Here is a 26,053-nt window from a genome sequence, read left to right on the forward strand (position 1 = left end):
CGCTTTGAATTTGTTATGATCACCGAATTCAGCTAGTCTTGCGGACAAGATGCTCTCACTTCCCCCCCTTATTGCGCTTTCAATCAGCGCTGCACTGACCGCCGCTCAGCCTGTCCTCCCGCCCGGCGAACCGGAGCCGGAACCCGAAGCAATTGTCGCGGATACGCTTCCGGAAGCCTTTATCCGCCCGGATGCAGAACAGATCGCTATCGCAGAAGACGCAATTGACCGGATGACAGTGCCGGTCAATATTGAAGGCAGCGGACCCTTCGAATTCATTATCGATACCGCATCCCAGCGCACCATATTGTCCAATGAAATCGCGGGAAGCCTGACGCTTGAGCTGGAAGATGTCGTGAATATCATAGCGCTGGCAGGAACAACCGAGGTCCAGACGGTTTATGTTCCCGAACTGACGCTTGGAAGCCGCAGCTATGGGGGGCTGGTTTCACCCACATTCCGTTCCGATTATATCGGCGCTGATGGCGTGCTGGGGCTGGACAGCCTGCAGGGGCAGAGAATTCTGTTTGATTTTCTCGATCGCAAAATCTCGGTCGAAGATACTTCCGTGAAGCGCAAATCCCGATCCCGCCGGGAAATTGTGGTGACTGCCAAACGCCGCTCCGGCCAGTTGATTTTCACCAACGCGACATTTTCGGGCATTAAAACCAGCGTCATTATAGATACCGGCGGTGAAATATCGATTGGCAATAAAAGCTTGCAGCGCCGCCTGCGCATGCGGTCAACGCGGCTTGAGAAAACGGAACTGGTCGATGTGACGGGCCGTTCGGTTTCGGCAGATTATGGTTTGGCCAAAGAATTGCACATTGGACGTGCACGTTTCGGTATCATTCCGATTGCATTTGCAGATATCGCACCGTTCAAAGCACTGAATCTGGAAAAAAAGCCAGCCATGTTCCTCGGCATGAATGCCTTGCGGCAGTTCGACCGTGTTGCGATAGATTTTGCCAACCGCAAAATCTATTTTCTGTTGCCGAAAGGCACCTGAGCGCAGCATTGGTCGAAGTCAGCAATGCTTTGGTCGGATCGCGATGGAATGATGCGCCTGGCCAGGATATGGCGCCTTAAGCGCCAAAGCGTGACAAAGGAGAGTTTATGTCAGGTCTGTTGATGATCGCACCGCCCACCATATTGGCCTCGGCACTCGCCCTTGCCTATCCGGTTCCGATTGGACAATCAATTGAACCGGGCAGCGTTATTGAACCTGAAGGCGAAATTCTTGACGTCGATCAGGACAGCGCCCGGCGCATGACGATTCCGGTCACCATTGAAGAAAGTGGTCCGTTTTCTTTTGTTATCGATACGGGTGCAGAACGCACCGTTTTGTCCCGCAGACTGGTCGACAAACTGTCACTGGAAGCAGAAGAACCTGCCGAACTCATGAGTATAGCGGGTCGCAGTTCGGTGGATATGGTCTATGTTCCGTCGCTGTCACTCGGGTCAAAAAGCTATGACGGCCTGGTCACTCCGGTGCTTAAGGCGCGCAACATGGGCGCCGATGGAATTCTAGGCCTCGATGGCTTGCAAAACCATCGCATCCTGTTCGATTTTCAGAATAATCAGATCACGGTCGAAGATGCCGCCGAGAAAAGAGAGAAAAGCTCTCGCCGCGAGATTGTTGTGACGGCCAGGCGGCGATCCGGTCAGCTGATCTTCACGGAAGCCACTATCGCAGGTATCAAAGTCAACGTCATTGTCGACACCGGTGCGCAGGTTTCGATTGCCAATCCGGTTCTGCAAAAACGATTGCAAAAAAAGGCCCGTGACAATGACGATAATGACATGCTGATCGCAGTGACCGGCGATACGCTGGGCGTCGAATTTGGTCGGGCGCGCGATTTTCGTATCGGCCGGGCGCGATTTGCACGCCTGTCTGTCGCCTTCGCCGATGCGCCGCCTTTTGAACGTTTCGGCATGTCCAAAAAGCCGGCATTGTTGATGGGAATGGATGTGCTTCGGAAATTCGACCAGGTAGCGATCGATTTTCCGAAGCGAAAAATTTATTTCCTGCCGCCAAAAGATGCGCGCAGCCATAAAAGAGAAGTCAAGAACAGCCGTATCAAATCCTGACGTCAGATTGAACGAAATCAGGGTGCGGGCGCTTCTTCTTCAGCCTCCGGCTCTTCCATGGCCGTGCTTGCTTCTTCATCGGCAAGTGGCGCGGTCAATTCGGGTTGCTCGATCATGGTGGAATCCGATCCTTCACTCACTGTTGCATCTTCCAGGGGTTCAGCGGCAAGGGGTTCTTCCTGAACGCCTTCATCCTGAAGGACATCATCGCGGACTGGTGATTCGGCTTCTTCCGCACATGCGGACAGCAAGAAAGTAACAGGTATAATGGCGAGGACTAGTTTATTCATGATTCAGGTCTCCTGAATTTCAGTCACGTTAAGTGCCCCCAAATTCGTCGTCTAAAAGCGCGGCTCGTCTTCGCCGGCTTTCCACTGCGGATATTTTGTCATGACCGACAAAAACAGATCCGAGCTTATGTGGCCCTGAAGCCACGGCATTAGGGCAGGCAAGTTTTGCGCGTCAAACCAGTTGCGGTCGGTATTGGCAAATTGACGGACGAACGGAAAGATCGCGAAATCTGCAAATCCCGCATCAGGTCCCAGAATTTGGCCATTCTCCGATATTTTTTGGTCGAGCGTCTCGAGAAAATGCAATCCGGCGGATCGATGAACCAACGGGTCCACGTCATCATATCGGCTTGGATATTTATAGCGATCGAGATGGCACTTGAATTCTGATTCTGTCCGGTGCGCCAAATCCATGGCTTCCTGCCGGTGTTCCAGCCAGTTATCCGGGTCATGTGCATCCAAAGCCCATGACATTATGTCGAGGCTTTCGTCCAGAACAGTCCCGTCTTGCAGGACCAGCACCGGGACGGTTGCCTTGGGCGAGGTCTGGATCATCTCGTCCGGCTTGTCGCGCAGGATCACTTCGCGCAATCGCACGGTTGTAGCGCTGGTTCGCACGGCCATTCGAGCGCGCATCGCATATGGACAGCGCCGAAAACTGTATAATATCGGGAGCGCGGTCATTTCCAGTCGATATCCTGGTCCCAGCTGCTCTCTTCGTCCCAGCCTGATTGCGCATTTGAATCGATTTTCTGGGCGAGATGCGTCCGTCCTTCACGCGCCGCCTTTTCAACCTGTTTCTGCCGTTCCCGATAGCGTTGTCGCTGCGCATCGGTGCGTGATTCATGACAATGCGGACATGCTTCACCGGGGACATAAAATTCAGATTTCCGGTCCTCGGCATTCAGCGGCATCCGGCAGGCATGGCACTGATCATAATCACTTTGCCTCAGGCCGTGCCCCACCGCAACCCGCTGATCAAAAAGGAAACAATCGCCGGTCCAGCGACTTTCATCCCCTGGCACATTTTCGAGATATTTCAGTATGCCACCTTTGAGGTGGTGAACATCTTCGAAACCCTGTGCCTTGACATAGGCCGTCGCCTTTTCGCAGCGAATGCCGCCGGTGCAAAACATGGCTATTCGCGGCTGCTTGTCGGATTTTTCCTGCAATTCTCGGGAAAAATCATCAAACCAGGCCGGAAAATCGCGAAATGTCTCTGTATGCGGATTGATCGCGCCGTCAAAACTGCCAATCGCAACTTCATAGGCATTTCTGGTATCGATCAGGACGGTATCGGGGTCTGCAATCACGCTATTCCAATCCGCCGGGTCGACATATTCCCCCTTGGCACGCGCCGCATCAATACCGTCCACGCCCATGCTGACAATTTCCTTTTTCAGTCGCACCTTCATGCGCAGAAAAGGCATTTTGTCGGCGGTTGAATATTTGGCATCCAGGCCGGAAAACTGCGACAGCGACCGCAAATAGGCGATGACGGAGCCTATAGCATCAGCAGAGCCCGCAATCGTTCCGTTAATCCCTTCGTTTGCCAACAGGATCGTGCCTTTCAGACCCTGTTGCTCGCATTGTTCCAGGATCAGCGGCTGCAGGGCCGCCGGGTCATCGACAATGGCAAAATGATATAGCGCAGCGACGGTGATATCGGAGCTGTCGGGAGATTCTGTCTGTGTCATGATCGAGCATATAGTGGTCGTAATATAAATTATCCAACCCTTCCCACTTGCGCGGGACCGGAGATCATCGCATATCCGGCAGATGGTTCCCCTTTCGTTCGCCCGTCAACAGTTTCAGGTCGCCGGTCCTGCAGCCCTCTACTGGCCGCTGCAGAACGCGCTGCTTGTGGCTGATCTACACCTCGAAAAGGCAAGCTTCTATGCACGCCAGGGCCAGATGCTGCCCCCTTATGACAGCCATGCCACGCTTGATGATCTGGCCCGGCTGATCGAACAAACATCCGCAACGAAAATATTCTGCCTCGGTGACAACTATCATGACGACGCCGGTGAGGCGCGGCTGGAACCCGATGCCGCAACACTACTGCGACAGATGACAGATGCGCTGGAATGGATCTGGATCAGCGGCAACCATGATCGGGATGTCAACGGTCTGTGGGGCGGGGAAGTGATGCCGGAATGGAGCGGCGAAGGGATCTGCTTGCGCCATGACGCCACCATCAATCCGGTTCAACCCGAGATTTCCGGCCATTATCATCCCAAACATCGCGTCCCCGTGCGCGGCCGCCACATTTCACGTCGGTGCTTTGTACGCGGCGAGAATCATCTGATCATGCCGGCCTTTGGTGCTCTGACCGGGGGTCTAGATGCCACGAGTCTGGCCATTGAAACTGTCGTTGGCGGCCCTGCGGAGGCGCTGATAAGTGTGAAAGACAAGCTGCTCCGATTCCCGCTCGGGTTTCATGCGCGGCACACACCGGAACCCGCGCAACCTCAGTTACCGCTGGCAATCTTGCGCAGCTGACAAGAGCCCCGGCTGGGCGAACCGGTACATATCGGCTTTGCATAAAACTGTGAAAACTTGCATGGGTTACCGATGGAAATAGTTGATTCGCTGATGGTGAAAATTGCGCTGATCGGCCTGCTGGGCATCGGTGCTCAATGGGTCGCCTGGCGAACGGGCAGACCTGCCATTGCCTTGATGCTGATCGTCGGCATTATCGCCGGACCGGTATTGGGCATCATTGATCCGGAACGCGATTTTGGGGCGCTGCAAGAGCCGATTATCAAACTGGCGGTTGCCGTGATCCTGTTTGAAGGCGGGTTAAGCCTGAATTTCCGTGAATTGCGACAAGCAGGCGGTGCCGTCACAATGATGGTGCTCATTGCCGGTCCGATTGCCTGGATACTCGGCACTGCCGCCGCACATTATGGTGCTGGCCTGTCCTGGGAAATTTCCGCACTGCTTGGCGGTATCATGATTGTGACCGGACCCACGGTTATCGGGCCGATGTTACGGACTTTGCGCGTCCCCGCCCGGGTGCGCAATATTCTCAAATGGGAAGGTATCGTAAATGACCCGATTGGCGCGCTGCTTGCTGTCGGTATCTATGCCTATATTACCTATGAAGGCCCCGACGCCAATATAGCCGTCATCAGCATGGACGTGCTTGCGGCCAGCTTTATTGCCGGCCTGCTCGGTGCAGCTCTGGGCTTTGCCATCACCTGGCTGTTTCCGCGCGGACATGTTCCCGAATATCTCAAGGCACCGTTCCTGTTGGTCACAGTAATTGCGGGTTTTGTCATCGCCGATCTGATCAAACATGAAACCGGGTTGATTACGGTTACCGTCATGGGTGTCGTGCTGGCCAACCGCCATATTTATTCCAGCCAGGCACTGCACCGATTCAAAGAAGATCTCGCCGTTCTCCTGATTTCCGGGGTGTTCATCATCCTGTCTGCAACACTGGATTGGGAAACCGTTCAGCAATTCCAGGCACGGTTCATCATCTTCCTGGTCCTGTTGCTCTTCTTTGTCAGACCGATTTCGGTTCTGGTCGCACTGTTGTTCAGTTCCGTACCGTGGCGCGAACGCCTGTTTATCGCGTGGATTGCCCCGCGCGGTATTGTCGCGGTCGCCATTACCGGACTGTTTGCGTTGCGGCTGAGCGAATATGGCATGCCGGGCGCAGAAGCGCTCGTTCCGCTCAGCTTTGCGGTTGTTATTGCCACCATATTTGCACATGGATTTTCAGCAGCATGGGTCGCGGAGAAACTGGGCATAGAGGAAGGCAAAGGCGAGGGCGTGTTGATCGTGGGTGCAACCCGCTGGTCTATCGCATTGGGCAAATTGCTGAAATCGATGGAAATCGACGTCATGATTGCAGATACCAGCCAATTCGCATTGCGCCGGGCCAAGCAGGAAGAAATCCGTATTCACCGCGGAGATATTCTCGATGAAGCACATAATGACAATATTGATCTCGGCGAGTTTCAGCATCTGATCGTGGCAACCGACGATGATAGCCACAATCAACTCATCACTGCTGATCTGGGCCCGGAAATGGGCTTTGACCAGATTACCCGGCTGTCCAATGACAGTCGGGGCAAAAGCAAGGTCGGTTATGGCCGGATATTGTTTGAATCAGGCGCGGACTTTACCAGCTTGCTGGATCGCGAACGGGCGGGCTGGCGCTTCAGCAAGACGAGGATTACGCCGGTCTTCTCTGCAGAAGAATATCGCCGGAATCTCAATGATGACGAAGAACCTCTCGCGGTACACAAGGAAGACGGACGCCTGCTGTTCTTCGCAACCGAGGCGCGCCCGGCAATTGAAACTGGCGATGTGGTGATCAGTTTTGTCGCCCCGGATACTCCGGAAGAACGCAAGGCGGACCGCGCAGCGAAAGAAGACGAAAAAAGCGCCGAATAGCTCTGGAGTCTCAGCCAGCCGAGGAGCGCTCCCCAAACAAGGCTGTCCCGACCCGGATATGCGTTGCACCCAGCATGATTGCGCTTTCGAAATCACCGGACATACCCATGCTCAGGCCTTTGAGACCATTGCCTTTTGCCAGTTTCGCCAGCAGTGCGAAATAGGGCGCCGGGGACACATTTGAAGGCGGGACACACATCAAGCCAGCAACTTTAATGCCAGCGGCCTGCGCCTGGGAAATCAGACTCGCGGTATCTTCAATGGCACAGCCCCCTTTCTGGGACTCCTCACCAATATTGACTTGCACGAAGCACGGAATGCGCCGGTCCAGCTTGTCCATGGCCTTGGCAAGCGCCTTGACCAGCGACAGCCGGTCGATGGAATGAATGGCATCGAAAAGTTCCACCGCGTCTGCGGCTTTGTTCGACTGCAACTGACCAACCAGATGCAACTCCACATCCGCATAGTCCTGGCGCAGTTCCGGCCATTTTCCAGCTGCTTCTTGCACCCGATTCTCTCCAAACACGCGATGTCCCCGGTCGAGGAGCGGACGAATCTCGTCCGCTGTGCGGGTTTTCGAGATCGCGACCAGCTCGATATCGCTGACAGAGCGACGCGAAGCTTTGGCGGCTTTGGATATACGTTGCCCGATATCTTCAAAGGCAGTGTTTCTGGATTCGGTATTTTCCATCGGCATTCCCGGTTGGTTGTTGCCGGGCTATATGGCAGGGAAGGCAGATGCGCTACCCCTCCTTACGAGCGAAAATACCGAACGTCTGGCTGATGTCCGACGAACGTACGGACGCCACGCTGGACGAGGCGGTCGAAGCTCTCCCGCGCGGAAGCGGGGTAATTTTCCGGCATTATCATCTGGATAGAGATTCCCGGCGGGAACGATTTCTGACCGTCAATCAAATTGCAAAAAGGTGCGGACATTTGATTTTGCTGGCTGATTCGCCATCTGCGGCGCGGAAATGGGGGGCTGACGGCGTACATGGCCGCCAATGGCATCGTTGCGAAAAGGCAGGCCTGATCCACAGCGCACCGGTCCATAATTTGCGCGAGATCATGATCGCCAATCAGAATGGAGCTGATATATTTTTCCTGTCCCCTGCCTTTGCAACCCGCTCTCACCCCGGAAAAAGGCCGTTGTCGCATCTGCACATGAATCAATTGATCAGCCGCTGCGACGGACCGGTGATATTGCTGGGAGGAATGACGGCGCAAAGGCTTGGCCAGCGCAAAGACAGCGGCGCGCACGGCTGGGCGGGGATTGATGCATTTTCGAAAGTTTCAGACTGAGCCCGGACGCGGTCCAGGTTTAGAAGCGGAACTGGGTTCCTACATAGACAGCCTGGCTATCCTGACGGGAATCTGTCAGCGGCGCCATACGGTCACGTTCATTATTATAACGAACACCAGCGGTCACATCCAGATTGCGGGTCAGAGAGAAACTGCCGCCCACATCCAGAGAATAATCTTTTTCACTCGCGCTCAAAGCCCGCGGTGCTGCATCGACCGGGGTTGTTGCGTCCAATGACATCCGGGTATTGAAACGGCTACGTTTCGTCTTCCGGTCTTTCTTCTCGGAAGGATTGCCAACACCGATTTCCGAAAGATCAGGCAGATTGTCTCCCAGCTTCTTCACCGGGATTGCAAAACTCTGGAGGCCTTTGGCTGAGCCCAGGCTATAAGAGGTCGGCGTGATTTTCGTGGACCCGAGCAAACCTGCACCCGGCTGGGCATTGGTGATGCCTTCGCGAATCGAGATCGCCTGTGCGGTGTCCGGCTGGCGCACAACAACGGTAACCGAACGGTCACGCGTCTTTGCGGCTCCCGCCGGCGTAAATTTGAACTTGGTGTTTCCGCGCAGCGCCTTCAGTTTAAACTGGGCTGCAATTTTAGGATCCGCACCTGCGGTTGTGAAAGAGCCGATCGAACCAAGAGAATTAAGGGATACACCTTCTGCATTGCCCGAAAGGACGCGTGCCAGAGCAGGAGTCATGGCCAGACCGGACACAGCGAGTCCCGCTGCTAACCAACCCAAATGTCTGCCCTTTTTCCTCATGACGACGTCAAATTCCCCTTATTCAAATACCTATATAACAAAATATCTGCCGAGACACGAGTCAGCAGATTGATTTTGTTCGCTTTTCCGCAACTCGCCACAATATGTTGCACATGGGTTACGCTTTTACTCATATTCGATCTTCAATGGCGCTTATAACAGGCGAATCTGAACAGAGACTGATTGAGTCGCGTTCCAGAATAGACGACTCGTCTATTCAACTGTCGTTCACGGCTGGTTTCACAAGAGCGAAATGTGCGCTTCTGCTTGCCCCTTGTCACAAAGCAATTATAGAGAGCGCTAAGTTCAGTTTATCTGGTCACTGCCTTGTGCAAACAAGCAGGGTGGCCGAACAGGTTCAAGACCATTGAGGAGCGTTTCCATGTCCCGCCTTTTACCTTCTGCAAGCTACCTGCGTCCCGCATTGTCCGGGTTGGCAGCCGTTGCGCTTCTTTCAGCCTGTGCAAGCAATAACCGTCCCGAGGCCGATCTGGCTGCATCGCAGATAACAACCATTGGCGTGAACAGTTATTTGTGGCGCGCCACGCTCGACAGCCTGTCGTTCATGCCGCTGACCCAGACGGACAGCAATGGCGGTGTGATCCTCACGGACTGGTACGTGAACCCGGAAAATCCGGCCGAACGGATGAAGCTCAATATTTCGATCCTCGATCAGGACCTGCGCGCCGATGCCTTGCGTGTCGCCGCTTCCCGTCAGGTTCGCAGCGGAACGACCTGGGTGGATGCCCCGGTCAAGGCCGCAACAACGCAAAAGCTCGAGCAGATCATCTTGACCAAAGCACGTGATTTGCGCCGTGGAGCATTGACCAACTAAACCGGCCCGCTCGCCTGAGCCGGTCGAATTCCAGAGCAGGACCACCATGACCGATCAGCGTTTCAACCCTTTGTCGGCGGATAAATGCTGGCAGGCCCGCTGGGCCGAATCCGGCGTGTTTGAAGCCGATGACAACAGCCCGAAACCGCGCAGCTATGTGCTCGAAATGTTTCCCTATCCGTCCGGTCGCATCCATATTGGCCATGTCCGCAACTACACCATGGGTGATGTCCTCGCGCGCTTTCGTCGGATGACCGGGCACGAAGTGCTGCACCCCATGGGTTGGGATGCTTTTGGCATGCCCGCGGAAAATGCAGCGATGGAACAAGGCGTGCATCCGTCCGGATGGACCCATGCCAATATCGATTCGATGAAAGCGCAGCTCAAGCGACTGGGTTTCGCGCTCGACTGGACCCGGGAATTCGCAACCTGCGATCCGGAATATTATGGCCACGAACAGGCGCTGTTTCTCGATATGTTTGACGGCGGACTGGTTTATCGCAAGGAAAGCGCGGTGAACTGGGACCCGGTCGACATGACCGTCCTCGCCAATGAACAAGTGATCGACGGCAAGGGCTGGCGCAGCGGTGCGGATGTCGAGAAACGCAAGCTATCCCAATGGTTTCTGAAGATCACGGATTTTGCAGATGAACTGATTGAAGGTCTGGGCGAGCTCGATGGCTGGCCCGATAAGGTCCGGATGATGCAGGAAAACTGGATCGGCAAATCCCAGGGTCTGACATTTCGTTTCCAGCTCGATCAGACTGCCGGCGAATTCAAGGATATCGAAGTCTTCTCGACCAGGCCTGATACAATTTTCGGTGCGAGCTTCTGCGCAATTGCGGCGGACCATCCGCTCGCGCTTTCTCTGGCTGAGGACAACACTGATCTCGCGGCTTTTGCCGACGATTGCCGGAAAACCGGGACTGCGGCTGCAGATATCGAAACGCAGGAGAAAAAGGGATATGATACCGGACTGACGGTGACACATCCGCTCGACCCAAGCTGGCAATTGCCTGTCTTCGTCGCGAATTTCGTGCTGATGGATTACGGGACAGGAGCCGTGTTCGGCGTCCCCGCTCACGACCAGCGTGATCTGGATTTCGCGCGGAAATATGCGCTGCCGGTCACTCGTGTCGTCGCCGAGAAGGGCGAAGAAAACGCACCCGTCCACGACGAAGCCTATACCGGCCCGGGCCAGATCATCAATTCGCAGTTCCTTGATGGCATGGAAGTTGAACCAGCCAAACAGGCTGTCATTGATCGCGCCGAAGGCGAGGGCTGGGGCCAGGGTTCCACCGTCTATCGCCTGCGCGACTGGGGCGTGTCACGCCAGCGTTACTGGGGCACGCCGATCCCGATCATCCATTGCGATGATTGCGGTGTTGTTCCCGTGCCAAAGGATCAGCTGCCGGTCGAGTTGCCCGAAGATGTTAGCTTCGACAAGCCCGGTAATCCGCTGGAGCGACATGAAAGCTGGAAACATGTCGACTGTCCGAAATGCGGTGCAAGGGCCGTACGAGAAACGGATACGCTGGACACGTTTATCAATTCCAGCTGGTATTTCCTGCGTTTTGCCAGCCAGCCGGACGATCAGCCTTTTGACCGCGAGACCCTCGCAAAATGGATGCCGGTCGCGCAATATATTGGTGGCATTGAGCATGCGATCCTGCATCTGCTCTATGCCCGTTTCTGGACCCGTGCACTGAAATCGCTCGGCAAGGTCGACGTCGCAGAGCCCTTTGCCAGCCTGTTCACACAGGGTATGGTGACACATGAGACCTACTCCCGATCGCGCGGGGAAGGAAAAGGTGATATCTTCTTCAACCCGACGGAAGTGGATCGCGACGGCAATGGTGCCACACTGACCGCAGATGGTAAACCAGTGGACGTCGGCCGTGTCATCAAAATGTCCAAGACGAAAAAGAACGTCGTCGATCCGGATGAAATTGTCGATCAATATGGTGCGGATGCCGTACGCTTCTTCATGCTGTCGGACAGCCCGCCCGAGCGCGACCTGCCCTGGTCCGAAGCCGGGATCGAAGGCAGCTGGCGATTTGTCCAGCGACTGTGGCGCCTGTTTGTTGCCGCCGCAGACGGAGCAGGGGCTCCGGATGCCGAAGACAAGGCTCTGCAACGCAAATTGCATCAGACCATATCCGGAGTTGCCGAAGATATCGAGGCGCTTTCCTTCAACAAGGCTGTCGCGAAGATATTTGAACTGGTCAACCTGATCGAAAAATCGCCGGAATCGCAAGACCGCAACATGACGATACAGACCGTGGCCCGAATTGCCGCGCCCATGGTACCGCATCTCGCAGAGGAAGCCTGGGCGCTGTTCGGGCATGACGATCTTGTCGCCAATGCACCCTGGCCGGATGTTGACGAAAGCCTGCTGGTCGAGGACGAAGTCACGATAGCCGTGCAGGTGCGCGGCAAGCTGCGCGATACGCTGGTCGCCGCAAAAGGCAGCGACAAGGATACGCTTGAGCAACTTGCGCTTGCGTCGGAGAAAGTCCAGCGTACAATTGACGGAGCGGAGATCAGAAAGGTTATCGTCGTGCCAGACCGTTTGGTGAACATCGTCATATGACCGGATTGCCCGCCCGTATTCTTCTCGTCATCAGTGCAGGGCTGATGCTGACGTCCTGCGGACTGCAACCGCTCTATTCCGGCGGCACCAACAGCGTCGTCGCCAAACAGCTTGGCGATGTCCAGATTGAACCCATTGCGGGCAAGGCTGGCTGGCTTATGCGCAACGCACTTAACGACCAGCTCGGCACCTTTGAAGGACAGCAGCCTCTCTATCGTCTGACGATCGAGCTGGACGACAAAATTGCCGGCTTTGGTGTTCGCAGCAATGACCGGATCACCCGGGAGCGCCGAACATTGCGCGCACGCTATCAACTGGTTCGCCTTTCGGACAGCAAAGTGGTTCTGGATGCAACAGCGGGTTCTGATGCCGGTATCGACGTTGTGTCATCAGAATTTGCAACCGTGGCAGCGGAAGATACAGCGCTGGAAAATTTGACTGCGCGGGTAGCCGACCAGATCGTCAAGCGACTATCGCTTTTCGCACTTGATCAGGACGGACAATAGCCGATGCGCGGGGGCCAGAACCGTTTGTCAGGGCGGGCTGAGCCTTGAAGGTCAAAGATACAGAAATTGTCCGCAAATTTCACGCCCGGCCGGATGCCTTCCGTCTGGCAGTTTTGTGCGGCCCCAACGCAACCCGATGCCAGGCGCTGGCCGACGAACTGGCGGCCCCGCTCGCCCAATCCGCAGAACGCGTGGATCTTTCCATTGCGGATTTAACTGAAAGTCCGGCCCGCCTGAGTGATGAAGCCAATTCGGCTTCTCTGTTCGGAGACAAACGCTTCATCATGGTGCGACTGCATAGCGGCGAAGCCGTGCGGGCGGCCGCAGCGATTGAAAACCTGCTCGCGGGGTACGCAGGTGGAGACCCCGTATTCATTGTCGCAGCCGGGATGGCGGACAAGACCGCTCTGGCCAAATCAATCACTGCCGCACCTGATGCGTTGATCGCAACCTGCTATGAAACATCGCAAGGCGATGCGGTTGCCGCTATTGGCGCTATGGCGCGATCTGAAGGCGTACAAATGTCCAGGGATACTGCCGCCGATATCGCAGCTCTCACTAGCAATGATCTGGTTCTCGCCAAACTCGAAGTCGAGAAAATTGCGCTTTATCTGGATGCCTCTCCGGAATCGCCCAAGCCGGCAGAATCTGAAATTCTGTCCGTTCTCGGGGCGGAAAATGATGAAGAGGATCTGGGCCTGTTGATCAACGCTGCGCTCAGCGGAGATACCAAAAAACTGTCGGGTGAACTGGCCGCAGTTTCGCCGGCTGGCTTTAGCGAAGTCGGCTTGATTCGATTGATGCTGCGTCATCTCGTCAAACTGGCCGACCTGCGGGCCAAGGCCGATCAAGGCACCGGTGTGGCCAAGCTCGTTAATCACCCCAGCGTCTTCTGGAAAGACCGGGACAATTTTGCGCGCCAGTTAAACATCTGGTCCTCGGCTCATATTGCGCGCCTGATGGAAAGAATTCTGGCCCTTGAAATTGCGTTGAAGAGCAGTGGCCAGCCGGACCATGTCCTGGTTCAGGAAGAACTGCTGACAATTACCCGAAAGGCCGCACGACTGCGCTAGAACGGTTGTCCTGACTCATTCATATTCTGCGGTAATCGCTATCCGGCCGCGAAACTGGCCGCTCACGTTGCCATTCACACGCAGACGCCCGCCAAACACAAAACTGAGTCGCCCGTCGCGGTCCAGCCGCGGCTGTGCCGGAAGATTGGTGTCGAGTCGGACCAGCTCTGCCGTTGAACCGTTTGGGGCACTCAAGGTAATGCGTTCCGGCATCTGCACCTTGACCAGTCGTCCCGGTTCGCCGGTCAGCCGCCCTTCGCCATGAAGCGACAGGCCGCCCAGATCGCGCAAACTGCCACTGACCCGTCTTTCCCGCGACTGCGGATCAAGATGAATTTCTCCGCCGCTACGGTTCAGCAAGGCAAGGCGCGAAAAATCAAGATTCGTGGTAATCTGTATTTGCAGGGGTTTTTCCGGCTTTTCCGCAGACTGGCTGGCCGTGGGTCCACCAGGAGCAGCCGTACACAAACGGCACTGCGCCGAAGCAGAAACCGGCTGCATCATCACCAGCAAGGCAAGAGACCACAGAACAGGCCTGTATTTTTCGAAATTCACCACCACAGCCGGATTGTGCCGCAAAGGGCTGAAAATTTGGTTAATATTCTGTTGCCTGCAGGCTGCAAGCGGCACTCCAGGCGCTCCTCATCCCCCTTGACGCAGGTCCGAACTGCCCCCAATTTGGGAAGATGGAAAAAATAGTGTTGAGCGACGAAGAATGGCGGCAGAAATTAACGCCGGAGCAATATCATGTGCTGCGACAGGCCGGGACGGAAAGGGCGTTTACGGGCGAGTTAAATGCCGAAAAGCGGGATGGTGAGTTTGTTTGTGCCGGTTGTGGGACAAAATTGTTCGATTCAGCGGCCAAATTCGACAGTGGCTGCGGCTGGCCAAGCTTTACCGCGCCGACTGAGGCAGAGGCCGTTAGCGAGTTTGAGGATGTAAGCCACGGAATGCGCCGGATCGAGGTCCGCTGCACTACTTGTGACGGGCATTTGGGTCATGTTTTTCCGGATGGTCCGGGTCCGGGCGGGCTACGATATTGCATGAACAGCGCAGCTCTGGAATTTGATCCTGAGCAAGACTGAATTTTAACCAGGAACACTTATCCATTTCCTTACCGTTCAGCCTGCAGTAAGGCCGTAACACGCTTAAAACGCCAATATAGGGCGTAGAGTTGAGTGGGATATTATGGCGCGGGGCAAAAAATCGAAAAAGACGGCGGGGCCAATCAGGAAATGGTTTTTCCGGCTGATCAAGGCGGGAGCTTTTGTCTCGCTCATGGCCGTTGTTGCGCTGGTTATCGCCGTTTATGTCGCGCGATCATCCCTGCCTGGCTATGAAGACCTGAAATCTTCGCCGAATGGCCAGATGATCCGGGTGCTGGACGTCAGTGGCAAGGAGTTGTTCTCAATGGGCCCCAGCTATGGTCAATGGCTGGAATATAACGACATTCCCCAGGTGATGAAGGACGCCATGATTGCGGTCGAGGATCGCCGTTATGAAAGTCATCCTGGTGTAGATCCGATCGGCATTGCGCGCTCTGTTTATGTCCGGACACAGCGCGGGAGATGGGTGCAGGGCGGTTCAACCATCACGCAGCAGCTGGCCCGGAATATCTTCCTCAACAACAGCCGGACCTTTGCCCGGAAAGGCCGCGAAATTTTGCTGGCACTGGCGCTGGAACGCAAGTTCAGCAAGGAGCAAATTCTCGAACTCTATCTGAACAAGGTCTATTATGGCGGCGGTGCCTACGGCATTGATGCGGCTTCAAGGCGATTTTTTGCCCATAGCGCGAAAGATCTCAGCCTGGGTGAAGCCGCAATTATTGCCGGTCTGGTCAAAGCCCCATCTCGCTATTCTCCCACGGCCGATGCCAAAGCCGCAATTGGCCGTGCTACGGTTGTTCTGGAAGTGATGCAGGACGCCGGAGCGATTACAGCATCACAGGCTGCCAGCACCAAGCCGGCGGATGTCGCAATGGCTCCCGAACCACGACAGAATAGTGTGCGCTATTTTACAGACTGGGCCTTGCCCCAACTGGATTTGCTGATCGATGAAACCGTCGAGCCTATCGAAGTATGGACCACGCTCGATCTCGGTATGCAGCGTGCAGCGACAACGGCAATCCAGTCTGGCGCGCCGGCGGGTGCCCAGGGTGCACTGGTTGCAATTGATCGCGACGGAGCAGTGCGTGCGATGGTCGGCGGCACGGACTATGTCACCTCCAATTATAACCGTGCCACTCAGGCGATGCGTCAGCCGGGCTCAGCCTGGAAGGTGTTCGTTTACATGGCGGCGCTTGAGGCCGGTTATACACCGAATGACATTGTCACCGACCAACCGATTCAGATTGGCGACTGGGCCCCGCGCAACAGCGGCGATCGCTATGCCGGTGATATCAGCCTGCGCACCGCTTTTGCCTATTCAAAGAATACGGTGGCTGCCGCCATTGGCAATGATATCGGGACATCGTCAGTGGCCAATATGGCCCGGCGGTTCGGCATTCAGACTCCCATTGACGTCAATCCGTCAATGGTTCTGGGCACATCGGATGTCCGACTGCTCGACATGACGCGAGCCTTTGCCTCGATCGGTGCGAAAGGCATTGCGATCACGCCATTTGGGATTACCAAAGTGGAAACGATCGACGGCGAAGTCCTTTACCAGAGCAAATTTGATGGCAGCCGGGTGCTTGTCGACCCTTGGGTGTCCGCTGGCATTACCGACCTCATGCAAACGGCAGTCAATGCCGGTACCGGACGGGCGGCGCAGATCGGGAGACCGGTGGCCGGAAAGACCGGGACCACGAGCAGCAACAAGGATGGCTGGTTTCTCGGCTTCTCAAGCGGCCTGACGACCGGTGTCTGGATGGGACGTGACGATGCCAAACGGGTGGGCGGTCTGCAGGGCGGACGCGCGCCGGCCGCTGCTTTTGCCGCGTTCATGAAAGTTGCGGTCGCAAAACGCAAAGTGGAAAAATTTGATACCGAACTTGTTCTGCCTGATTGGCAGCTCGAACCGGATGCAGAAGAATTATATGGTGCGCCCGAAGACGGCATTTACGTCGACGAAAACGGGATGCCAATCGAAACCGGCCGCGGCATTGATTATGACATGGAAGGCGGTCAGGCTGCTGACGGGCCGCCGGATGCACCGCCGCAACTGGATCAGGACTGGATAGATTCCGTACTCGGCCGCGATGAACAACCGGCAAACGAAGGGCCAGAACAGCCGGCACCTGAAAGCAGCGACCCACCGCCAGCGGTCCGGCCAGAAGCCGAAGAATAGGCGCAGCAAACAGGATTAGGCGCCGATGAGATGAAGATCGCTGCCATGCGATTTGAGCCAGCGGTCGGCCTCTTTGCGGTCCCCCTCGAAAATCTCGTCGAGCAAACCGTAAAATGCCGGACTGTGGTTCATGTGCCGCAAATGGGCAACTTCATGCGCCACGACCGACCGTCGCACCATTGGCGGAGCCATGATCAATCGCCAGTTTAGTCGTATCGCCTTTTTCCCCGAACAGCTGCCCCAGCGACGACGGGCATCTCCGACAGACAATTTGGGCAGATCAACGGCAGCCCGGTCACAATAGAAAGCCAGATCATCTGCATAGGCTTGCCGGGCGCGATCTTTCATCCAGTTGGTTATACGATAGGCAATCCGGTTTTCCGGTCCGCCAACCAGGATTTCGCCGTCGTTTCTTTTGGGCATGCGGGCATGGTCGGGCGACCAGCATATGACATGCGTCTCGCCGGCAAATGCGATTTCGGCACCATCGACAATCGGGACAGGGGGCTGGGCTTCAGCGAAACAGGTCGCCAGCCATTCGGATTTTGACTGGGCAAAGCGAAGCGCCTGTGCCTGGCTGGCGTAGCGCGGCATTGTCAGACGCACTTCGCCTTTCACGGTATCGGCAGATACAATGATTGATCGCGCGCGCGGCGATCTGCGGACACGGAGCGGGTAAAAGTCACCTCCCACCGCGATTTCCAGATCGTCGATTTCGGACTCCCGAGCCTTAGAGCGGCTCATGGATAATATGCTGCTCAATCGGTCCAGCTTCCACCTCCGTCACTACTTTTCCGCGCACTGAATTTCCTGTGGCATGAATGGTATCCCGGCTGCCAGACTCCAGATAGTGCCAGTCCGGGAGCGGCAAATTGCGTGCGCGTAATTTATAAGCGCAGGATTCCGGAAGCCAGTCAAACTGGTCCAGCTTTGTCCGGGTCAGCCTGACACAGTCCGGCACGAAAAAGCGTCGCCGCCGATAATCGCTGCATCTCGCCTGCTCGATATCGAGCAATCTGCACGCAATATTGGTCATGTAAATCTGACCATCATCTTCGTCTTCCGCCTTGATCAGGCAGCATTTGCCGCATCCGTCGCACAGGGCTTCCCATTGCGCACGGTCCAGCGATTCAAGCGGCTGTTCCCAGAATTTGGCTTCGGAGTCTACGTCGCCCATCGCTTGATTTCATCTGCAATTTCACGAGGTGTTCCATCATAAGGAAGAAGTGCAATCGGCTCGCCATTTTTCCCGAAAAGATAGGCCTGTCTGCTGTGATCAACGAGATACTCGGTTGTGTCCGCATCATCCCGTTTGCCATAGAGAATCAGATATTTGCCCGCAATATCCGCAATCTGCTCGGGAGATCCGGTCAATCCGATCAATCGGGGATGAAATGCCGAAACATATTGTTTCAGTTGTTCGGGCTGATCCCGTTCGGGGTCTATGGTGATGAAAAGCGGCTGTACTCTCTTGGCGATTTCCGAATCCTCTTTTTCCGCCAGCGCCAGTCCCTGCATCAGTTTTTGCAAGTCTATCGGACACACATCGGGACAATAGCTATAGCCAAAATACATGATCCGGTATTGCCCGGCAAAATCGCTGTCCGAGGTCGTGCCCCCATCTTGATTGACGAGCGAGAAGCTGCCGCCGATTTCTGCGCCTGCCAGCGGGGCTTCTGCCTGCCGGTCACTGCTAGCACCTGTCGATGCCGGGTTGCAGGCCGCAAGCGACGAGACTAGAAGGACAGAAATGGCAGCAGAAAAGGCTGATTTGAGCGAAAAATTGAAATTGTTCATCATGAAGCCAGACATGGTCTGCTATGACAGGAATTTCAACAGGTAACTGGAGTTTGAACCAGCCTATATCAACGGCTGCTCGACTTAAAAGAAACAGGGCAATCACTATGTTTTGGGGCAAAATGAAACTATCAACGCGGAGGCTCGGCCGGAACACATATCGCAATGCTGGCAAATTGCTGGCGATCTTTTTCACAATTTCGGCGCTGACGTTGCCGACTGCAGCCAATGCCCAGTTTTCAGAGAGTTATAACTTTCTGAAAGCGGTTAAAGACCGAGATGGTGCCGAGGCAACGAAATTTTTGAACAAACCCGGATCGGTGATTGTGAACACTCGCGACGTATCATCAGGAGAGACGGCCTTGCACATTGTCGTTGCGCGGCGTGATGCGACCTGGGTCGGCTTCCTGCTGCAGAAAGGGGCCAATCCAAATGTCCGGGACAAGAAAGGATTAACCCCGCTAATGCTGGCGACCCAGTTGCGATTCATTGACGGCGTCCGCGTTCTGCTGACAAAAAAGGCAGATGTGAACCAGACCAATAATCAAGGTGAGACTGCATTGATCCGGGCTGTACAGTTGCGGGATGCCGAACTTGTTCGCGTCTTGCTGGTGGGCGGAGCCGATCCCGATCGCACCGATACACTGGCCGGATTATCCGCAAGGGATTATGCAACCAGAGATCGCAGAGCCGCTTCCATCCTGAGTGAAATTGAGAAAGCCGACACCAGGAAAAAGCCGGAAAAAAATGAACGGTTTTTCGGCCCGGAAGGCTGAGACTACGCCACTTTATATTTAGAATGATGCTTCGGAGGGATCGATCCAGGCATTGGCGGTCGCAAGCCGTCCCATTGCCCGACGCGCAATACGGAGCGTTTCAGTCTTGCGTCTGGCCGCAGCGAGGCTGTCGGTCGCGGCTTGTCTGACAATCTCGGCATCATAGGCATCGGCCACGATCACGCCTGAAAGTTCTGGCAAAAAACCTTCTCGTTCAAGCGGAGAGCGGTCGAAATCCATGGGTACGGCCCAGTAGAAGCGATCACAATAGTCAAGATATTCCGTCCATTTGCTGTCTCCCAGCAAATCGCCCCGGGCGACCTTGATTTCGACAATCACAATCTGTCCCTTGGCGTCGATACCCATCAAGTCTGCCCGGCGTCTGTTCCGCAAACTTACTTCGGACAGCACCAGAATATCATGCCGCAGAAACAGGCGGGCAACCCCGCGAGCAACCGCCTTGGCTCCGACCAGCGGTTCACGACCGTCCGTCAAAAGCGCGTCAGTTTCCGGGTGCAGAATCGAATCATCATCATTGCCAGTCATCATCAGATGAGTAGAACATAAAAAGAACAAAATAAAGGCCCCCGGAAGGGAGCCTCTAAATTATCAGAATACCACCAAATTTATTGATAGAAGATATGATTGTCGATCGTCGCCATCCGCTTGAGCCGCCAGCCGGGCGATACGTAGCGAGCATGGAAAAACAGAGCGCCTTCGACAGGGCTTTTCCAGGCGTCGTTCATTGCAATTTTTGAAATGGCAACAGCATTGCGCCAATGACGGTGGCTCTTGTTGATCCGGGGCATACGGCCGTTGCGGATAAACGAAAACTGTTTGCGCTGGTAGACAACGCCGCAAATACTGTTGGGGAAACGCGGCGAAGCTGCACGCGCCATTACGACACGAGCGACAGCAAGCTGACCGGACAGTCTTTCACCCTTGGATTCGAAATAGACCGTACCTGCAAGACATTGCATTTCCGCAGACAGATTATCGCCCACCGATTGCTGGTTCACCAGTGCTTTCAACGATCCCGCTTCTGCGTTGTTAAAATTGCCGGAGGTCGCGCGCTGTTCATTCGCAAGCCGATCAGCTTCAATCACCTCATCCGGGATGTTCGCGATCACTTCTTTGGGTTCACCGAACACAACCGGCGTCTGTATGCCGGATTCATCTGAATTCTGGATCAGAGCCGGATCAATTACGATTTCGGATTCCGGTGTATCGTTCGTAGCTTCGAGAGCCAGCGATACGTCTGTCACGGTCAGTGCTGCGACAGTAGTCAGTGCAAGCGATGCAACGCTCGCAGTTTTAAAAATCTTGCTCATAAACCTGTTATTTAATGCAGTGAGTCCAGCACCGATCGCAAAAACCGGAATAGACAAGCTTAAAACCAACCAACAGCTTGTCCCTGTTCCCCCCGTCTGCGTGTTTATCTCCTGCTGATGTTCAGCGTCCCCGGAGACAACCTTCGCTTCAAAGTTGTCCGCGATTTATATTGCACTGCAACAAAGTCAAGTCCCGGAGGTGATTTCAGCGATGAGCCGTTCGGCATCCGGGATGTCCAGTTCAATTAACCAAATATCGGGATCAAATTGACGTCTTCTGGCAAGATAATCTTCTATTTTATCTTTATTATCAGTATCTTGTGGCCATATCTGTTGCCAATCCGATGGCCCTTCAAGGCTCGGCATTCTCTCCAGAACCTTAAGGTTTTGGCCGTTCTCAAGACAAAGAATCAATATGGAACCGGATATGCGATCGCCGCGATGAATGACCGTCCCAAATCCCCCTTCCTGGTTAATCCTGCGAATCAGGGATTGCACCATGATTTCCGCAGAAAGACGCGGTTCAATCATGAATTGTCCTGATAACCAGGCAATCCGGACAGAGGGATATGCGATCGCATGAAAGTCCCGGTTCCCCGCGCAATTTCTTCGCCTTCCGCGTCAATCAGTCGTGAATCAGCTACGAAAACACGCCTTTTGCCGCTTACCCAGCGTCCTTCTGCTGTCACAATCCCGGATTTGACCGGTCGCGTGAACAGTAAATTGAACGCTGTCGTGAGCAGGAACCTGTCGGAAACCAGGCTGTTTGCTGCATAAAAAGCGGCATCATCAAGCATTTTGAAATAGCTTGTGCCATGCGCTGCCCCGGCCGCATGATAATATTTCTCGTCGATTTCAAAAGTTATGCGCGCGAAACCCCGTTCAACTATCTCAAGGCTGGACTCAAACAACTGATTGATGGGCGCGTTTTTGTATAATCGTTCGAGTGCCAGAAAATGCTCTTTTGGAGCTTCATCACTTTGGGCTTCAGCTCCCGGAAGATTGTCTTTATCGGACATTTTCAGCTATGCAGCCCGTTGCTCGCGCAGACCGGTGAGCAGCACGTATAGAGCATCGGCGCTATTCGCTCCGCGCAATTTTCCGACCGCATCATCATCTCTCAGAAATCTCGAGATTTCCGCAAGAGCCTTGAGGTGATCTGCGCCTCCTTGAACCGGTGACAACAAGCAGAAGACGAGATCTACGGGTTGCGCATCATGCGCATCAAATGACATCGGATTTTCCAGCCGGACAAAAAGCCCGACACATTTTTCCAGCCCGTCAATCTTAGCGTGAGGGATAGCCACCGCACCGCCAAAGCCAGTGGAACCAAGCGCTTCGCGCTGGGTCAATCGCTCCACGACCATGTTCTTTTCCAGGCCATAGGAACCAACAGCCATATCCGCCAGAAACGAGAAAATTTCATCTTTTGACGCACCTGTTGGCTTCACAGCCACAGCCCCGGAAACAATCCGGACGCTCAATACACTCATATCAAATCCTTCAAGGCCAAACGACACAGCAGCTTTCCTGCTGTCCAAAACACGTTTGACCGCGCCTTACATTACAAATATTCGGCCCCGAATCCTCGTTGCGGAGATCAAGAATCTGCGCAAAAAGACGGCTAGCCGTGGGGTTCCACCCAGCCGATGGTGCCATCGGGACGGCGGTAAACCATATTATGTGCACCAGTACCAGCATTTTTGAACAGCAATGCGCTGGTGTTGCGCAAATCCATCATCATCACCGCGTTGGAAACACTTGCTTCGGGAATATCCGTGCTGGTTTCTGCGACAATTGGCGGAGCTTCGGAAACCTCGTCAACTTCGTCCTCATCATCGATATCAAAGACACGGTAGGCCGCATCATCCTGTTTCGCCGCATATTGCGCCTGAACATGGTGGTCGTTCAGTCGCCGCATATATCTCCTGAGCTGCTTTTCTATTTTGTCAGCTGCCTTTTCAAACGCCTGATGTGCGTCTGCGGCCTGTGCTTCCGATTTCAACATCAGGCCCTTCATGATCTGGGACACGATATCGCATTGAAAATGGCCATGAGGCGCCTTGCCAAATGTCGCATGCCCGGAAATCGCCTTGGGAAAATATTTGTCGGCAATCGCATTCATTCTATCTTCCACATGGCCCTGCAATGCATCGCCTGTATCAACCTGATGTCCTGAAACACGAATTTCCATATTTTATCTCCGTTCCTGCAATTCCAAGTCCGCCAAGGCGGATATTCTCACATTTTCGCCCAAAGCGGGTCTTTAATATCTTCCAAAAAGGCAGAATGGCTTGCCAGTTCCTCTTCCGTTGCGTGATGCGGTCGCGGCGGAATAAACTCCCGATTCTCGCTGTTGCGATCCGGCGATACCGACCCACTGTCCGCGGAAGCTGACTTGTCTTCTGCAAGGCCCAGTCCGATCTGACGTCCGCCTGTCAGTTCAATGTAAAGCTGCGTCAGCAATTCGGCATCAAGCAAAGCGCCATGTTTAACCCGGTGGCTGCGATCGATGCCATATCGGCTACACAGCGCATCCAGTGACAATTTCGCGCCAGGGTGCTTCACTTTCGCTATTGCGAGCGTATCTATCATCCGGAACTGGGAAATTTCCTTGCGCCCGCATAATCTCATCTCTGCATTGAGAAAATTGAAGTCAAACTGGGCATTATGGGCAACCAGATTGGCATCCCCAAGAAATTCAAGCAAGTCGTCGGCACCGTCGGCAAACAACATTTTATCGGACAGAAAAACATCGCTCAGCCCATGCACTTCTTCAGCAGATTTGGGCATCGGTCGCTGGGGATTATAATAGCAGTGAAAATTATTGCCCGTTTCGACCCGGTCAATCATTTCGATACAGCCGATCTCTACCATCCGGTCGCCTGATTGAGGGTCGAAGCCGGTAGTTTCCGTGTCGAATATTATTTCCCGCATGAATCCAATATCGGACGGAAGTTTGGTTTACGCAAGGTCTGCTTTCAGTTTTTGCACACAAATTTGCACTTGTTGTCTTGTTTCCTCAAGTGAAGCGGATGTGTCGATCACTGAATCAGCCTGTTTGCGCTTCTCGGCGTCTGGCATTTGCAGCGCTTTGATCTTTTCGAATTTGTCCACCGTCATGCCAGGACGGTCAAGAACGCGCCGTCTTTGATCATCTTCAGAGGCAGAAACGACGACGATATGGTCGATGGCTGCCGTGCCCGATTTCTCGAACAATAACGGGATATCGAACAGGACCATGGCTGCATTCTGATTGTCGGCCAGGAATTCCATCCGCATTTTGCCCACTGCAGGATGAATCAATTGTTCCAGCCTTTGCAACGCCTGCGGATCGCCGAGTACCGCCGCACCCAGTTTCTGCCTGTCCACGCCAGCAGCGCTCGTTGTTCCGGGAAAAAGCTCCTCAATTTCGACAACCAGCGACCCTCCCGGTCCCTGAAGAACATGCACGGCTGCATCGGCATCGAACAGCGGGACACCTTCATCTGCAAACATCTGGGCTACGGTTGATTTTCCCATACCGATTGATCCCGTCAATCCGATAATCAGAGGTTTTCCCGGGTTCCTTTTTGTCATGTCACCAACAATGCCTGAAGTTCGTCGTCATGCTCGATCGGCGGCGTGGCGCCGAAGAAAATTTCAAAAGCCAGAGCCGCCTGACCGATCAGCATCGCAAGCCCGTCCATGCTGTCGAGATTCCTGTTTTCAGCCGCACGCAGCAAATCGGTCTTGAGCGGCGAGTAAACAAGATCATATATCAGCGCGTGATCCGGCAATCCATCAAGGTCGATGGTGAGGGGCTCCTGGCCGGCCATACCCAAAGCGCTGGCATTGACGAGCAATGCCGCAGGCGGCAGCGGCGCTCCATGTTCAATGGCGCGCCCCTTAAGGCCAAAATGCGCCAAAAGGGCCGAGGCTTTCAAGACATTGCGATTCACGATTGTTACCGAACCAACATTCAATCTGGACAAGGCGAACAGGACAGCTCTTGCGGCACCACCGGCTCCGATAACGACAACCTCCTGTTTCTCCAAAGGCAGATCCGAAATCGGAGACAGAAACCCGCCGGCATCCGTATTAGTGCCGAACAGGTTGCCATCATCTGTCCTGGATATCGTGTTCATCGCGCCGATCGATTGTTTTAACCCGCCCGGATCTTCCACAAGATCCATAACCGCGAGCTTGTGGGGCAATGTCACATTGCATCCGCGCCAGTTTTTATCATTTCGGCGCTTCGTGAGATATTCCGGCAATGCCTTCGGCGTCACATGGCACGCGCGGTACGTGGCCTCGATTCCCAGCTTCTCCAGCCAGAAATTGTGAATTATCGGCGATTTGCTTTGTGCGATCGGGTCGCCGATGACTTCCGCATAGGGTGCGAGGGGGTTAGCTTCGTTCATGAAGTCATGACGCCTTTTATCCGCAAATAGTCAAGCAAATGGAGCAATGGAAGTCCCATTATAGTGAACTGACTGCCCTTGATATCCGAAAAAAGCTGCGCGCCGCGTCCTTCAATCTCGTAACAACCGACACAGTGGCGAATATTTTCCCATTCGGTTTCCACATAGGCTGCAATAAATTCCGGCGACAATGATCGGACAGTCAATGTCGCAATATCGACATGTCGCCAGATCGCGGTACCTTGTTCGGCGATTACCGCCGCACTAAACAATTTGTGTTTTTTGCCGGACAATTGTTGCAGCTGAATTCGCGCCTGATCCCGATCAACCGGTTTGTCCAGCATGGTGCCATCTTCCAGTGCCAGTACCTGATCACCACCCAGAACCATGGCGGGTCCAATACGCGACGACAGGCGCACAGCTTTTGCTTCTGCCAGCGCATCAGCAAGATTGCGTGCGGTAACTCCCTCTGCTTTCAGACCCTCTTTGAGCGCATCCTCATCGACATTAGGTGCCAGAGCCTCGACCATCACGCCGGCAGCCTCGAGCATCGCCCGGCGGGCCTTGCTCCGCGATGCCAGTATCAGCATGG

The 26,053-nt window shown here is 54.6% G+C and carries 31 protein-coding genes; 12 read left to right on the forward strand and 19 right to left on the reverse strand.

Annotated features, from left to right (window positions below):
• The first annotated feature begins 49 nt into the window (after positions 1-49).
• Positions 50-1,009, forward strand: coding sequence for an aspartyl protease family protein (locus tag ABJI30_RS05075; RefSeq protein WP_348016097.1), 960 nt, complete (start codon positions 50-52; stop codon positions 1,007-1,009).
• Positions 1,010-1,116: 107 nt separating this feature from the next.
• Complete coding sequence (locus ABJI30_RS05080; protein WP_348016098.1) at positions 1,117-2,091, forward strand: retroviral-like aspartic protease family protein; 975 nt, start codon at positions 1,117-1,119, stop codon at positions 2,089-2,091.
• 17 nt (positions 2,092-2,108) lie between these two features.
• On the opposite strand, the gene ABJI30_RS05085 is transcribed toward ABJI30_RS05080, so the two are convergent.
• From ABJI30_RS05085 to ABJI30_RS05095, 3 genes are read right to left on the reverse strand one after another with little or no spacing between them, the layout of a single operon-like run.
• Positions 2,109-2,381 (reverse strand): hypothetical protein, encoded by a 273-nt coding sequence (locus ABJI30_RS05085; protein ID WP_348016099.1) that lies wholly within the window; start codon positions 2,379-2,381, stop codon positions 2,109-2,111.
• Between the two features lie 51 nt (positions 2,382-2,432).
• Positions 2,433-3,065 carry a glutathione S-transferase gene (locus tag ABJI30_RS05090; protein WP_348016100.1) on the reverse strand — a complete coding sequence of 211 codons (633 nt, stop codon included), beginning with the start codon at positions 3,063-3,065 and terminating at the stop codon, positions 2,433-2,435.
• A complete protein-coding gene (locus tag ABJI30_RS05095) occupies positions 3,062-4,078 on the reverse strand; it encodes a rhodanese-related sulfurtransferase (RefSeq protein ID WP_348016101.1) in 1,017 nt (338 codons plus the stop codon). The genes ABJI30_RS05090 and ABJI30_RS05095 overlap by 4 nt, the downstream gene beginning before the upstream one ends.
• 82 nt (positions 4,079-4,160) lie before the next feature.
• Here ABJI30_RS05095 and pdeM point away from each other — a divergent pair, with 82 nt between their 5' ends.
• Together pdeM and ABJI30_RS05105 are read left to right on the forward strand one after the other, a co-directional pair.
• Positions 4,161-4,883, forward strand: a complete 723-nt coding sequence (gene pdeM / locus ABJI30_RS05100) for a ligase-associated DNA damage response endonuclease PdeM (protein ID WP_348016102.1) — start codon at positions 4,161-4,163, stop codon at positions 4,881-4,883.
• 72 nt (positions 4,884-4,955) lie between these two features.
• Positions 4,956-6,791, forward strand: coding sequence for a cation:proton antiporter (locus ABJI30_RS05105; RefSeq protein WP_348016103.1), 1,836 nt, complete (start codon positions 4,956-4,958; stop codon positions 6,789-6,791).
• A gap of 10 nt (positions 6,792-6,801) precedes the next feature.
• On the opposite strand, the gene ABJI30_RS05110 is transcribed toward ABJI30_RS05105, so the two are convergent.
• Entirely contained in the window at positions 6,802-7,482 is a 681-nt protein-coding gene (locus tag ABJI30_RS05110) for a YggS family pyridoxal phosphate-dependent enzyme (RefSeq protein ID WP_348016104.1), read from the reverse strand.
• A 47-nt stretch (positions 7,483-7,529) separates the two neighbouring features.
• Here ABJI30_RS05110 and ABJI30_RS05115 point away from each other — a divergent pair, with 47 nt between their 5' ends.
• Entirely contained in the window at positions 7,530-8,093 is a 564-nt protein-coding gene (locus ABJI30_RS05115) for a thiamine phosphate synthase (RefSeq protein ID WP_348016105.1), read from the forward strand.
• 19 nt (positions 8,094-8,112) lie between these two features.
• On the opposite strand, the gene ABJI30_RS05120 is transcribed toward ABJI30_RS05115, so the two are convergent.
• Positions 8,113-8,838, reverse strand: coding sequence for a hypothetical protein (locus ABJI30_RS05120; RefSeq protein ID WP_348016106.1), 726 nt, complete (start codon positions 8,836-8,838; stop codon positions 8,113-8,115).
• A gap of 403 nt (positions 8,839-9,241) precedes the next feature.
• Between ABJI30_RS05120 and ABJI30_RS05125 the strand changes: the two genes are divergently transcribed.
• From ABJI30_RS05125 to holA, 4 genes are read left to right on the forward strand one after another with little or no spacing between them, the layout of a single operon-like run.
• Complete coding sequence (locus tag ABJI30_RS05125; RefSeq protein ID WP_348016107.1) at positions 9,242-9,694, forward strand: DUF3576 domain-containing protein; 453 nt, start codon at positions 9,242-9,244, stop codon at positions 9,692-9,694.
• A 46-nt stretch (positions 9,695-9,740) separates the two neighbouring features.
• Positions 9,741-12,287 (forward strand): leucine--tRNA ligase, encoded by a 2,547-nt coding sequence (gene leuS, locus ABJI30_RS05130; RefSeq protein ID WP_348016108.1) that lies wholly within the window; start codon positions 9,741-9,743, stop codon positions 12,285-12,287.
• Positions 12,284-12,793 (forward strand): LPS assembly lipoprotein LptE, encoded by a 510-nt coding sequence (lptE, locus tag ABJI30_RS05135; RefSeq protein ID WP_348016109.1) that lies wholly within the window; start codon positions 12,284-12,286, stop codon positions 12,791-12,793. The genes leuS and lptE overlap by 4 nt, the downstream gene beginning before the upstream one ends.
• A gap of 44 nt (positions 12,794-12,837) precedes the next feature.
• Positions 12,838-13,866, forward strand: a complete 1,029-nt coding sequence (holA, locus tag ABJI30_RS05140) for a DNA polymerase III subunit delta (RefSeq protein ID WP_348016110.1) — start codon at positions 12,838-12,840, stop codon at positions 13,864-13,866.
• A 15-nt stretch (positions 13,867-13,881) separates the two neighbouring features.
• Here the strand turns inward: holA and ABJI30_RS05145 are convergent, their stop codons facing one another.
• Positions 13,882-14,421 carry a DUF4402 domain-containing protein gene (locus ABJI30_RS05145; protein ID WP_348025399.1) on the reverse strand — a complete coding sequence of 180 codons (540 nt, stop codon included), beginning with the start codon at positions 14,419-14,421 and terminating at the stop codon, positions 13,882-13,884.
• Between the two features lie 131 nt (positions 14,422-14,552).
• Here ABJI30_RS05145 and msrB point away from each other — a divergent pair, with 131 nt between their 5' ends.
• Both msrB and ABJI30_RS05155 read left to right on the forward strand, forming a co-directional pair.
• Positions 14,553-14,951, forward strand: coding sequence for a peptide-methionine (R)-S-oxide reductase MsrB (gene msrB, locus ABJI30_RS05150; protein WP_348016112.1), 399 nt, complete (start codon positions 14,553-14,555; stop codon positions 14,949-14,951).
• A gap of 103 nt (positions 14,952-15,054) precedes the next feature.
• Positions 15,055-17,154 carry a PBP1A family penicillin-binding protein gene (locus ABJI30_RS05155; RefSeq protein WP_348016113.1) on the forward strand — a complete coding sequence of 700 codons (2,100 nt, stop codon included), beginning with the start codon at positions 15,055-15,057 and terminating at the stop codon, positions 17,152-17,154.
• Between the two features lie 15 nt (positions 17,155-17,169).
• On the opposite strand, the gene ABJI30_RS05160 is transcribed toward ABJI30_RS05155, so the two are convergent.
• The 3 genes from ABJI30_RS05160 to ABJI30_RS05170 are packed head-to-tail and all read right to left on the reverse strand — an operon-like array spanning position 17,170 to position 18,954.
• Positions 17,170-17,898 carry a SprT family zinc-dependent metalloprotease gene (locus ABJI30_RS05160; RefSeq protein ID WP_348016114.1) on the reverse strand — a complete coding sequence of 243 codons (729 nt, stop codon included), beginning with the start codon at positions 17,896-17,898 and terminating at the stop codon, positions 17,170-17,172.
• Positions 17,885-18,331 (reverse strand): YcgN family cysteine cluster protein, encoded by a 447-nt coding sequence (locus tag ABJI30_RS05165; RefSeq protein ID WP_348016115.1) that lies wholly within the window; start codon positions 18,329-18,331, stop codon positions 17,885-17,887. The genes ABJI30_RS05160 and ABJI30_RS05165 overlap by 14 nt, the downstream gene beginning before the upstream one ends.
• Positions 18,319-18,954 (reverse strand): SCO family protein, encoded by a 636-nt coding sequence (locus ABJI30_RS05170; protein ID WP_348016116.1) that lies wholly within the window; start codon positions 18,952-18,954, stop codon positions 18,319-18,321. Before ABJI30_RS05170 ends, ABJI30_RS05165 begins: the two co-directional genes overlap by 13 nt.
• 119 nt (positions 18,955-19,073) lie before the next feature.
• Between ABJI30_RS05170 and ABJI30_RS05175 the strand changes: the two genes are divergently transcribed.
• The gene (locus ABJI30_RS05175) at positions 19,074-19,727 is read left to right on the forward strand and encodes an ankyrin repeat domain-containing protein (protein WP_348016117.1); all 654 of its coding nucleotides are present in this window, start codon (positions 19,074-19,076) and stop codon (positions 19,725-19,727) included.
• 18 nt (positions 19,728-19,745) lie between these two features.
• On the opposite strand, the gene ABJI30_RS05180 is transcribed toward ABJI30_RS05175, so the two are convergent.
• From ABJI30_RS05180 to ABJI30_RS05225, 10 genes are all read right to left on the reverse strand, one after another.
• Entirely contained in the window at positions 19,746-20,276 is a 531-nt protein-coding gene (locus ABJI30_RS05180; protein ID WP_348016118.1) for an MmcB family DNA repair protein, read from the reverse strand.
• A 77-nt stretch (positions 20,277-20,353) separates the two neighbouring features.
• Positions 20,354-21,058, reverse strand: coding sequence for a cell wall hydrolase (locus tag ABJI30_RS05185; protein WP_348016119.1), 705 nt, complete (start codon positions 21,056-21,058; stop codon positions 20,354-20,356).
• Between the two features lie 186 nt (positions 21,059-21,244).
• A complete protein-coding gene (locus ABJI30_RS05190; RefSeq protein ID WP_348016120.1) occupies positions 21,245-21,589 on the reverse strand; it encodes a DUF1491 family protein in 345 nt (114 codons plus the stop codon).
• The gene (locus ABJI30_RS05195) at positions 21,586-22,077 is read right to left on the reverse strand and encodes a PaaI family thioesterase (RefSeq protein WP_348016121.1); all 492 of its coding nucleotides are present in this window, start codon (positions 22,075-22,077) and stop codon (positions 21,586-21,588) included. Before ABJI30_RS05195 ends, ABJI30_RS05190 begins: the two co-directional genes overlap by 4 nt.
• 6 nt (positions 22,078-22,083) lie before the next feature.
• Entirely contained in the window at positions 22,084-22,551 is a 468-nt protein-coding gene (locus ABJI30_RS05200) for a PTS sugar transporter subunit IIA (protein ID WP_348016122.1), read from the reverse strand.
• Between the two features lie 131 nt (positions 22,552-22,682).
• Positions 22,683-23,252: a ribosome-associated translation inhibitor RaiA gene (raiA, locus tag ABJI30_RS05205; protein WP_348016123.1), complete on the reverse strand. Its 570-nt coding sequence runs from the start codon at positions 23,250-23,252 to the stop codon at positions 22,683-22,685.
• A gap of 47 nt (positions 23,253-23,299) precedes the next feature.
• Positions 23,300-23,995, reverse strand: a complete 696-nt coding sequence (gene dnaQ / locus ABJI30_RS05210) for a DNA polymerase III subunit epsilon (RefSeq protein ID WP_348016124.1) — start codon at positions 23,993-23,995, stop codon at positions 23,300-23,302.
• A 27-nt stretch (positions 23,996-24,022) separates the two neighbouring features.
• Positions 24,023-24,637: a dephospho-CoA kinase gene (gene coaE, locus ABJI30_RS05215; RefSeq protein WP_348016125.1), complete on the reverse strand. Its 615-nt coding sequence runs from the start codon at positions 24,635-24,637 to the stop codon at positions 24,023-24,025.
• Positions 24,634-25,461, reverse strand: a complete 828-nt coding sequence (aroE, locus tag ABJI30_RS05220) for a shikimate dehydrogenase (protein WP_348016126.1) — start codon at positions 25,459-25,461, stop codon at positions 24,634-24,636. Before aroE ends, coaE begins: the two co-directional genes overlap by 4 nt.
• Positions 25,458-26,051 (reverse strand): nucleoside triphosphate pyrophosphatase, encoded by a 594-nt coding sequence (locus ABJI30_RS05225; protein ID WP_348016660.1) that lies wholly within the window; start codon positions 26,049-26,051, stop codon positions 25,458-25,460. The genes aroE and ABJI30_RS05225 overlap by 4 nt, the downstream gene beginning before the upstream one ends.
• Between the last annotated feature and the right edge of the window lie 2 nt (positions 26,052-26,053).

This window comes from Parasphingorhabdus sp., from assembly GCF_039968395.1.
In the GTDB taxonomy this organism is placed as follows: Bacteria; Pseudomonadota; Alphaproteobacteria; order Sphingomonadales; family Sphingomonadaceae; genus Parasphingorhabdus.